Source organism: Aliivibrio sifiae (assembly GCF_002954705.1).
In the GTDB taxonomy this organism is placed as follows: domain Bacteria; phylum Pseudomonadota; class Gammaproteobacteria; order Enterobacterales; family Vibrionaceae; genus Aliivibrio; species Aliivibrio sifiae_A.
The window spans coordinates 948,116-957,601 of record NZ_MSCO01000001.1; the positions used below are offsets into that span (position 1 = coordinate 948,116).

At 37.1% G+C, this 9,486-nt stretch carries 12 protein-coding genes; 5 read left to right on the plus strand and 7 right to left on the minus strand.

Annotated elements, in window-relative coordinates:
- A partial coding sequence (locus BTO22_RS19920; protein WP_105054428.1) for a hypothetical protein occupies window positions 1-391 on the minus strand: 391 nt, incomplete at its 3' end.
- A 524-nt stretch (window positions 392-915) separates the two neighbouring features.
- Between BTO22_RS19920 and BTO22_RS04325 the strand changes: the two genes are divergently transcribed.
- From BTO22_RS04325 to BTO22_RS04340, 4 genes are all read left to right on the plus strand, one after another.
- Window positions 916-1,302: a thiol-disulfide oxidoreductase DCC family protein gene (locus BTO22_RS04325; RefSeq protein WP_105054429.1), complete on the plus strand. Its 387-nt coding sequence runs from the start codon at window positions 916-918 to the stop codon at window positions 1,300-1,302.
- A gap of 37 nt (window positions 1,303-1,339) precedes the next feature.
- Window positions 1,340-2,047, plus strand: coding sequence for an SDR family oxidoreductase (locus BTO22_RS04330; protein ID WP_181044560.1), 708 nt, complete (start codon window positions 1,340-1,342; stop codon window positions 2,045-2,047).
- 204 nt (window positions 2,048-2,251) lie between these two features.
- Window positions 2,252-3,610, plus strand: coding sequence for a GTPase HflX (gene hflX / locus BTO22_RS04335; RefSeq protein WP_105054431.1), 1,359 nt, complete (start codon window positions 2,252-2,254; stop codon window positions 3,608-3,610).
- Window positions 3,611-3,614: 4 nt separating this feature from the next.
- Window positions 3,615-4,040, plus strand: a complete 426-nt coding sequence (locus tag BTO22_RS04340) for a GNAT family N-acetyltransferase (RefSeq protein ID WP_105055554.1) — start codon at window positions 3,615-3,617, stop codon at window positions 4,038-4,040.
- A 53-nt stretch (window positions 4,041-4,093) separates the two neighbouring features.
- On the opposite strand, the gene BTO22_RS04345 is transcribed toward BTO22_RS04340, so the two are convergent.
- The 6 genes from BTO22_RS04345 to BTO22_RS04370 form a co-directional block, all read right to left on the minus strand.
- Complete coding sequence (locus BTO22_RS04345; RefSeq protein ID WP_105054432.1) at window positions 4,094-5,074, minus strand: zinc-dependent alcohol dehydrogenase family protein; 981 nt, start codon at window positions 5,072-5,074, stop codon at window positions 4,094-4,096.
- Window positions 5,075-5,230: 156 nt separating this feature from the next.
- Window positions 5,231-5,548: a hypothetical protein gene (locus BTO22_RS04350; protein WP_060990608.1), complete on the minus strand. Its 318-nt coding sequence runs from the start codon at window positions 5,546-5,548 to the stop codon at window positions 5,231-5,233.
- 83 nt (window positions 5,549-5,631) lie between these two features.
- Entirely contained in the window at window positions 5,632-6,792 is a 1,161-nt protein-coding gene (locus BTO22_RS04355; RefSeq protein ID WP_105054433.1) for an MFS transporter, read from the minus strand.
- Between the two features lie 284 nt (window positions 6,793-7,076).
- Window positions 7,077-7,949 carry a carboxylate/amino acid/amine transporter gene (locus tag BTO22_RS04360; protein WP_105054434.1) on the minus strand — a complete coding sequence of 291 codons (873 nt, stop codon included), beginning with the start codon at window positions 7,947-7,949 and terminating at the stop codon, window positions 7,077-7,079.
- Between the two features lie 126 nt (window positions 7,950-8,075).
- Complete coding sequence (locus tag BTO22_RS04365) at window positions 8,076-8,438, minus strand: DUF333 domain-containing protein (protein WP_105054435.1); 363 nt, start codon at window positions 8,436-8,438, stop codon at window positions 8,076-8,078.
- 31 nt (window positions 8,439-8,469) lie between these two features.
- Window positions 8,470-8,862, minus strand: a complete 393-nt coding sequence (locus tag BTO22_RS04370; RefSeq protein WP_105054436.1) for a cystatin domain-containing protein — start codon at window positions 8,860-8,862, stop codon at window positions 8,470-8,472.
- 293 nt (window positions 8,863-9,155) lie between these two features.
- Between BTO22_RS04370 and BTO22_RS04375 the strand changes: the two genes are divergently transcribed.
- Window positions 9,156-9,486 (plus strand): cache domain-containing protein (locus tag BTO22_RS04375; protein WP_181044561.1); only part of this gene is annotated, 331 nt, incomplete at its 3' end.

Here is a 9,486-nt window from a genome sequence, read left to right on the forward strand (position 1 = left end):
CTATGATTGGTTGTTGAACAACTTCTTTTTGTTTTGAGCGGTAAGCTTGACGTTTAATGCTGTAACTTAGTTTCTTTATCCATGCGTAATAATTTTTATGTACTCGTCCATCGCTATATTCAATACTTGAACTAACATACTCAATGTTAAACCCTGAGTAATCAGGTGTAATTTCTACAATCACTTCATGCCTATTGAAGTAATGTGCTACTACTGTTTCCCCCGCCTTTTCAACTACAGACCAGTCTTTTGTATTATCGACGGCATAAGCTATTTGTTCAGCTGTGATTGGTGCTAATGTTTCCGTGTATTGAGGTCTAATTTCACGGCCTTTAATTGTTGAACAGCCTGATAAAATTAAGATTACAGCGAGTATAAAATAATGTTTCATTGCCAATTGCCTTTCATGAAAATTTGCGAAGATTTAAAGAATGGCGAATGTTAACGCTAAATAACTGATATGCAAGTATAGTTTTTTAAATGACAGTTTAAATATGAGAATATGATTGAAAAAGAAAGACAATAAAGAGTACACTTAAGATTGAATGACTGAAGAAGCTATTTATAAGTGATTGATTTTGTATGGCCCATCGCCGAAGGTGATGCTCTTTGCGAAGCAAAAACGTACCGAGAGTTCGAATCTCTCACTCACCACCACATTCGAAACCCTAGCAGAAATGCTGGGGTTTTTTCGTATCTAGGCATGTGGAAACCTCAGATCCTTATTCCATTACCATATTTTTCATCCTCCCTCAGATTTAATACCAATTACATTAACTATCTGATCATTATTACTGGTTAAATCTCTCAATAGTTACGTTGATATAATTTCAAAAATAAACATACTAATTCTTTATTTTGATCTAAAAAATAGCGTGTAACGTATACTCTATAATAGTCAAAATTAGGGGTTATATGCATAAGTTAACGATATTTTATGATGGTACTTGCCCATTATGTGAAAAAGAGATGAGTGCACTTAGTCAACAAGATAAAAATCAAGTAATCAAGACCGTTGATATTTATAGTCAAGCGTTTTCAGAATATCCTCATATCGATGCTAAAGCAGCAAATACAGTTTTACATGCATTAAATCAAAATGGCGATCTTATTCTTGGGTTGGATGTAACGTATTTTGCATGGAAATTAGTTGGTAAAGGTTGGCTTTATGCTCCGTTGCGCTGGCCGGGAGTTAAAGTACTTGCTGATTGGTGTTATCTCCGCTTTGCGAAAAATCGTTACCGTGTTTCCTATTGGTTAACGGGTACCTCACGCTGTAATGAAAATAGTTGCTCAAAGTGATTTTTTAAGATGACTTGGCTCATATTAAGGAGGTGTGATGAAGATACTTATTGTTGGGGGTAATGGAGGAATAGGTTTTGCGATGCTAAAGGAGAGTTTAACGCGATATCCAGACGCTCAACTTCATGCGACTTATCGGCGAGAAAAACCACAGTGGCATCATGAGAGGATTGTTTGGCATCAAGTAGATGCGAGTAATAATGAAGATGTAAAATCATTAAGTGAATTGTTTGATGATATTGATTGGGTAATTAATTGTGTTGGTCTGTTACATACTTCAGATAAAGGGCCAGAGAAAAACTTAGCTGCCTTAGATTATGTGTTTTTTCAACAAATGATGGCTACTAATACAGTGCCAACATTACTCCTCGCTAAATATTTTACGCCAAAACTCAAAAAGACAGATAGGCCTAAGTTTGCTGTTATTTCTGCCAAAGTAGGTAGTATTTCAGACAATAGATCAGGTGGGTGGTATAGCTATAGAGCATCAAAAGCGGCTTTAAATATGTTCATAAAAACGATGTCAATTGAGTGGCAAAGAGTACTAAAACATGGCGTAGTATTAGCACTTCATCCTGGGACAACGGACACAGCGTTATCTGAACCATTTCAGGCTAATGTCCCCCAAGGTAAATTATTTACGCCAGAAAAAGTTGCCTATGCTCTTATTGGCTTGGTGGCTTCAAGTACACCACAAGAAAGCGGCTCATTTTTGACTTATAGCGGCGAGCATCTATCTTGGTAATCGAAAATCATGAATAAAAAAACGGCGCATAAAAATCACGTCAATAGATGATAATTGCTATTGAATATCATCGATTTATCACTAATTAACATAATATATGTATTTAGTGTCCTATTTTCCTATAAAGCTAACCTATAACAGCGTAGGATCAGACCAACTTTAGATAAAAATTAGGTTTGGGTTTCGGCTCACTAAGATAAAATCATGAAATTAACAGAGAAACCATCACTTAACCACGCGTTACTTATTTCTATTTGTACACCACAGTTTAAAGGTGACGAAGCCAAAGCATCTCTTGCAGAGCTTGGCCGCTTAGTGACAACTCTAGGTTTTAAAGTTGTTGGTACGCAATCTCAAAAGCAAACATCAACTCAAAAAGTGAATGTATTGGGAGTCGGTAAGCTAGCCGAAATCGCACATATCACGGGGAATCAAGGTGAGGTTGATGATGCCGATACTGAAGATTTCTTTGATGAGATGGATTTTGACGATATCCCTTCAGAAAATCTACATTTTGGTTGTGCTGATGTGGTGGTTTTTGACTGCGATTTAAGCCCATCACAACTGCGTAATGTTGAGAACCAGCTTGGTGTTCAGGTGTATGACCGTACTGGCATTATCATTGAGATATTCAGTCGTCATGCTCGTACCAGAACTGCGCGATTACAAGTTGAAATGGCTCGCCTTAATTATGTTGCTCCACGCCTTAGAGAGTCTACTGTTGGTGATAATGAACGCCAAATGGGTAAAGGCGCCGGAGAAACAAACCTAGAGTTAGATCGTCGTAAAGTCCGAGATCAACTGGCAGAATTAAGACGTGAGTTAGAAAGTGTCCAAGCTGAGTTGAAAGGTCGCCGTAAACAGCGATCTGAACTATTCTGTGTGGCTTTAGTTGGTTATACGAATGCGGGTAAATCATCAATGATGCGAGCGCTTACGGGCAGTGAAGTATTAGTTGAAGATAAGCTGTTTGCGACATTAGATACTACCGTTCGTGCCTTATACCCCGTAACTCAACCTCGTATCCTTGTGTCTGATACGGTTGGGTTTATTAAAAAATTACCACACGATTTAGTCGCTTCATTTCATTCTACTTTAGCTGAAGCTCATGATGCATCACTATTATTGTATGTGGTCGATGCTTCAGACCCTACATTTAGAACGCAGCTTGAGGTGGTACATGAGGTTCTTGGTGAAGTCGGTGTTGATGGGATTGATAAGCTACTCGTTTTAAATAAATCAGATCAACTGACTCCTGAGCAACAAGATGCATTGATGGAAGAGTTTCCAGATGCAATGATGACGTCTACTCGTAATCCCCTTGATGTAGCTAAGCTACATAAGTACATTGTAAATGCTTCTGAGCAAGGAATGATCGAAGAAGAGATCATCGTACCTTATACTGCAAAAGGCATTATGGGAGAGATCCGCTCAAGCATGAGTGTTGTTACTGAAGAGTATGAGTACGATCATATTAAATTAACTGTACGTTCAAGTGCGATTGATTTAGCAAGATTAAAGAAATTAATGTCGAATTTATCCATGAACGATGATAGTGAGTGATAACATGTTTGAAGTGAAAAATGTGGAATACTCTGGTGAGAGTAAAGATTTTATTCGTGAGGTCCGTGATACGGTTTTCATTAAAGAACAGCAGATTGACCCTGAAATAGAATTTGATGGCCTAGATGACGTTGCTGTTCATGCTCTTGCTACTTTTGAAGGTAAACCTGTAGGGACTGGGCGAATTTTAGATGATGGGCATATTGGTCGTATTGCTATTGTTAAAGCGTTTCGCTCAAAAGGTTTAGGTTCTAAAATTGTATTGTCTTTAATAGATGAAGCGATAGAGAAAGGGTACGAGCGAGTGTATTTAGGCTCTCAAAAGCATGCAATTGATTTTTACACTAAATTGGGTTTTCAACCATACGGTGAAGAGTTTATTGAAGCGGATATTCCACATTTATCGATGGAAAAGCGATTAAATAAATAATTAAAATTACGAGTAGATACAATGTGCAAGTTGTATTGTATCTACTCTTAATATTAAAAAGTGAGTAAGATTTTCCCTTTCTTTGTTTCTTCATTCGTTTGAATATAATTAAGTGCGCTGTGGATGTCTTTTAAAGAGAAGCGAGCACTAATTTTTGTATCGGCAATCCCTTTATAAACCAACTGCATTACTTCATTGAGCTTATTTTGAATATCGATTTTTTCAGCAGAGTGGATCCATTGTCTTAAATGGAAGTAAGAAAAATTGATGTCTGGACGCTCAAGCCAAAATTGAGGTGGAATAGGTTGTGCGGATAATAAACCATAGTTAATGAACTGCCCATGCTCTTTAAGCAAAGAAGAAAGCATTAAGGACTCTCCCCCTCCTATACAATCTAAGATGGCATCTACTTTGATGTGATGTTTCATTTTTATTAATGAGTGATAATCATCTCTATTATTAATATTGATAATACGTTGGAGTTTACAACCTTCGAACTCTTGTAAGGTATTATCTCGGCGAACGATAGCGATCGGTTTTATTCCAAGATGGTTCAACATACGTACAAGCATTAGTCCTATTGCAGAATTTGCTGCGTTAATAAGTACTGTCATATTTTGTTGTATCTGTAAGCGTTCTGATAGCATCAGCCAAGCTGTCATTGGATTTATATAAGACGTAGCGGCTTGCTCATCGCTGAGTTGATTAGGAACTGTAAAACACCATCGTTCATCGATGTTTCGATAGCTCTGCCAAGCTCCGGCGCTTCCAATAGGTAAAACCCTATCCCCAATTGAGAAGGCCGAATCTTGCTCATTGCATTGATGGACAATTCCAACCCCTTCAAATCCTGGAATAAAAGGCAAAGAAATTCGAGAGCGATAAGCACCAGAAATAGTAATGAGATCCGATGGATTCATAGTACTGAAACGCATTTTTAATTGAATCTGTGAAGAGGAAAGAGAGGCTGGGGTGTAATGTTCTAATGCTATAGATTCTAATGCGGGACCAAATTGTTGAATGATGGCTCTCATTGATTACTGCCATGTATTATAAAGAATAAAGGTGTTATGTAACATATCAATATGAATAATTAAAGGTAGCAGCAAAAGTTATCATAGATGAGAGGGAAGCATAATAATAAAAAAGCGCATTATGTTGAATGCGCTTTTTATTAAATGGACGGTAATTTAGTAATCGCTGTCGCTTGGTTCGATAAAAAACTCGCCATCAACCGTTTCAGCAATTTCTAATATTTTAACAATTTCACCATTAATCGTGATGTTTGCTAGGCGAACAGGATCTTCATCGTAAGGATGGAAAGGCGCCATTTGTAATTCGATACGGTATTCTTCATCATCTGGGCCTTGGAACCAACCTTCACCAAACTCAAGGTCCGTTTCATCACCTTCTTCAGGACAAGTATGGTAAGCCGAAACCAGTTGGGCACCTTCAAAATTAAGGGTGATAGTTTCGCCCCATTCAACAACGTATTGTGCATCTTCCATTGTAATTACTCATAAAGAATTCTTAGGGCGTATTGTATCGTTATGCACCCTAAGAACCTAGTGTTAATCAAAGAGAGAGATAATTACTCTCCAGCAACCATTGGGCGGTGTTGACGTAAGCTTGCTAGCAGCATGTAAATTGCTGTTGCTAGTAAGATGGCAAATAAATAACTCATTAAGCCTTCAGCAGTATGCATTAAGGTATTTGCTAGCACAGGGCCACATACAGAGCCAATACTGTAGCTAAACAACATCACTTGAGTTGCAGACACAATGTATGACTCATCTAACGTATCGCAGCCTAAAGAGATAGCAATTGGATAAAGGGCAAATGCCGCCATACCAAGAAGTACTAATGAGGTAGCAAGAATCGCAGTGCTGTCGCTTAGAGTGGTTAAACCAATAGCAAATACACCCAACACACAAAATAATGCCATTAATAATGTTTTGCCTAAGTGCTTAGATAAATAAGAAACAATAGGTTGTACCGCCATACCACCAAGAACAATCAGAGCCATTAAGCTGCCAATTTGAGTGATATTGATGTTTCTGTGTTTTAGTTCTAAAGGCATTAACCCATAAACGGCACCAAGTAATAACCCTGAAACAACACAGCCCATGATAGAGGCTTTGTTTAATTTTAAGATTTGTTTTAGGTTTAGCACATTGTGATGTTGAACTTGTGGCTGAGCGCCTTTTCCAAATATTAGACAAGCGATTGCCATCATGATTAAACCAATGATCATGTAGTAAGGAAGTAAGCCTTCGATACCAATAAAACCAATACCTAATTGTCCTAGGGATGAGCCACCGTAGAGTGCCCCCATATATAAGCCAAGACGTTTTGGACGGCTTTCTGCATCACCAATTAATAGCCAAGATTCAACAACAACAAAAACACCAGCTACAGCAATTCCTGCAATAAAACGTGCTGTCATCCATATCCATTCAATAGGAGCAGCAGGAAGAATTACAATTGTTGCAGCAAGTAAACCTAGAAAAAGTACAAATGCATTTTTATGGCCAAGGCGAGCAACAAAAGGTTCGATCAGCCCTGCCCCAACAAGTAGACCTGCATAGAAAGCACTGGCTAACCAACTTGCGTATTTCGCCTCCATTCCATATTGACTTAACATCAACGGGATAAGACTCATTAAGTATCCAGATGCTATAGCAAATAAAGAAAGAGCAACCACAGGGATCAGTAGACCAGCTTGTGATTGAGTTGATGTAGTTGTGTTCACCGCAGTGCCTCAAAATAATGAATAGGAAGTAGATTTTCCGCGACTATGAGGCTAAAAAGAAAGCAAGTAAAACGAGCAATTTTTCTTGTAAGGATAAAATTTACTAATCAATAGGGGGATGAATTAAACACAAGGAATTAGATGAAAAGTAACGAATAGTTGTGTAATTAATATGCAAAAATAAGTCACGTTGTAGAGAGTTATTTCGGTAGTATGAATATGAAATTCAAGAGCAGTATTAACGTCATTTATTCTTGAGGTAAACAATAAATGACGTTAATGCATTAGAGCTTAGAAGGGGTACTGTTTGAGCGTTTTTTTTCTAATTTCTGGTTTACAATTAAAGCGATAAGAATTAATCCGCCACCCAAACTTAAACGTAAGATATCGGCATCTCGATTCCAAATTAATAAGTTAACTAGAATACCAGCAGGGATAAGTAGGTTATTCATTACCGCCAATACGCCGACATTTACTTGTGTTGCCCCTTTATTCCACATGAAATAACCAATACCAGAAGCGACGGTACCTAAATAAACTAATACACCCCACTGAGTCATTGTTGTTGGTAATTTTTCACTGTTACCAAAGAGCGCGTAGCAAACTGAGGCAATGATAAGAGCGCCAATGAAAAAGAAACCAAAGACAGTTTTTTGTTCAATGTCTTGATCTTTCATTAATCGTTTATAACATACTTGTCCGGTAGCAAAGCAGAGGTTGGCTCCCTGAACAGTAGTAAAGCCTAATAAGAATCCTGAATCAATCCCATTATAGCGAATAGCGATCGCTCCAAGTGTTGCGATAACAGCACTGATCATGAAATTAGGGTGAAACCTACCTTCAAAAGCATCATTTAATAAAGTGATATAAATAGGGGTCATCACAGTAAATAATAAGACTTCTGGTACCGTGAGGTAAAGAAAAGACTGGTAGTAAAATACATACATTAAACCAAGCTGTATTGAACCAATTAGCATAAGTTTAAGTGCAATAGGTAATGGAACTTGTTTTGGGCGCAGGAAAGGAAGAAAAACAAGAGTTGCTAAGCTAATACGCATTAAAACAGAGAACCAAGCATCTACCTGACCAGCTAAATACACGCCGATCAAGCTAAAAGAAAAGGCCCAGAGTAGAGTAATAGAAAGTAAATATGACATGATTCATCCATTAATATAAGCAATGGGTGCATTCTAAATGAGATTAGCTATCAATAAAAGAAAAGGTAGAAAAAAGGCTGAAAACAGCCTTAGTATACAGATAAAACGATTAGTAATTAATTGATATTATTTTTGGCTGCTACGATAAAAATCCCACGCATTAACCACTTCACCGGTCTTCAATGTACAATCGTTGTTGTCTAAATTGTAAGCGCCTTCTTGCTCAATACAATAAGCGGCTGCTGGATTTGGTTTACCTACTGGTTTTGTCATTGTATGTTTTTGACTGCGGTAATATTCCCAAGCGTTAATCACATCGCCATTGTTTAATGCACAGTTACCTGAATCTAAATCGTACGTTCCGCGCTCAGCACAAAATTCAGCGGCAGGATTTGCCATATTTGCTTTTTCTGGTTCTTTAGGTGCGGTAGAACTACAAGCAGCAAGAGAGATAAGTAAGCCAAATGTAATTGCTGTTTTCTTAAACATAAAAAATCCTCGTTAGAATATATACTATTAATTACTGACAATCTTGAGTGAAACTGCCTTGTTGGGCTGGCTGAGTCATTTTGAATTCACCATTTAAACTTCTGAATACTTTAGTATTCCAGACTTTTCCATCATCTAGTTCAAAATCTATTGCATAATTTATGCCATTAACCACTTGAGTTTTTACATCTAGGATTTGTTTTAATTTAGCTGATGTATTCATCATTCCTAATACATGATCTAAGGCACTTTCAACGTCTGGAGTCACTGTTGATGTCACCCAACCTCCAGCCATTCCGCTATCTACGTTACACAGCGGATTCGTGTTATCAGAGGAGAGAGCTGAAGTTTGTTCTGTTTGCTGAGAGCATCCTGCTGTAAACAGTACAATTGCAGAAAGTGCTAATAATGTCGATCGTTTCATTTAATACCTCAGAATAATCACAACTAATGAGTAATAGCTTGAGTAATTAATTTAGTACGAAGAAAAGAAAGATACCAATCAAAATATTGTTTTTTGTTTTTCTTCTCAGATTCAAAGCAGGTATCTCATACGAATTGTTTGTTTTTCCTCCTGATTTTTAATCATTAAGCCGCATACCTTGGCAGGATTCACGCCTATAGTTGTTATTTACAATATTAATAGTAATAAAGATGTTATTTCACTGTAAATTTATTATTATTGGCCGCTTATTTTATATTTATGAATGAGAGAGTATGCAACGCCAATCTGATAAAAAGCTATTAACGTTGATTTCATTAATGCCTGTTGTATTGATTGGTATTTTTACTTTTGTTTTAAATGCAATCATTATTCATGAGAATAGAGCGAAGGTTGAGACGTTAATCGATTCTTTACATAGTGAGTCTGTAGAAAAAGAAAAGAACCGCATTAAGCATCAGGTAGAAACTATTTATCAGCAGATAAGTTATCAACGTAATTTAACAGAAGCAACATTAAAACGTTCGATTAAATTACGGGTTGACGATGCATTTAAAACGCTAAGTTTTATTTATCAGAAAAATAAAGATAAGCCAAAAAATGAAA

Coding starts and splice junctions, on each gene's coding strand:
- BTO22_RS04325 (WP_105054429.1), top strand. CDS start 916: ATGCATAAGTTAACGATATTTTATGATGGTACTTGCCCATTATGTGAA.
- BTO22_RS04330 (WP_181044560.1), top strand. CDS start 1,340: ATGAAGATACTTATTGTTGGGGGTAATGGAGGAATAGGTTTTGCGATG.
- hflX (WP_105054431.1), top strand. CDS start 2,252: ATGAAATTAACAGAGAAACCATCACTTAACCACGCGTTACTTATTTCT.
- BTO22_RS04340 (WP_105055554.1), top strand. CDS start 3,615: ATGTTTGAAGTGAAAAATGTGGAATACTCTGGTGAGAGTAAAGATTTT.
- BTO22_RS04345 (WP_105054432.1), bottom strand. CDS start 5,074: ATGAGAGCCATCATTCAACAATTTGGTCCCGCATTAGAATCTATAGCA.
- BTO22_RS04350 (WP_060990608.1), bottom strand. CDS start 5,548: ATGGAAGATGCACAATACGTTGTTGAATGGGGCGAAACTATCACCCTT.
- BTO22_RS04360 (WP_105054434.1), bottom strand. CDS start 7,949: ATGTCATATTTACTTTCTATTACTCTACTCTGGGCCTTTTCTTTTAGC.
- BTO22_RS04365 (WP_105054435.1), bottom strand. CDS start 8,438: ATGTTTAAGAAAACAGCAATTACATTTGGCTTACTTATCTCTCTTGCT.
- BTO22_RS04370 (WP_105054436.1), bottom strand. CDS start 8,862: ATGAAACGATCGACATTATTAGCACTTTCTGCAATTGTACTGTTTACA.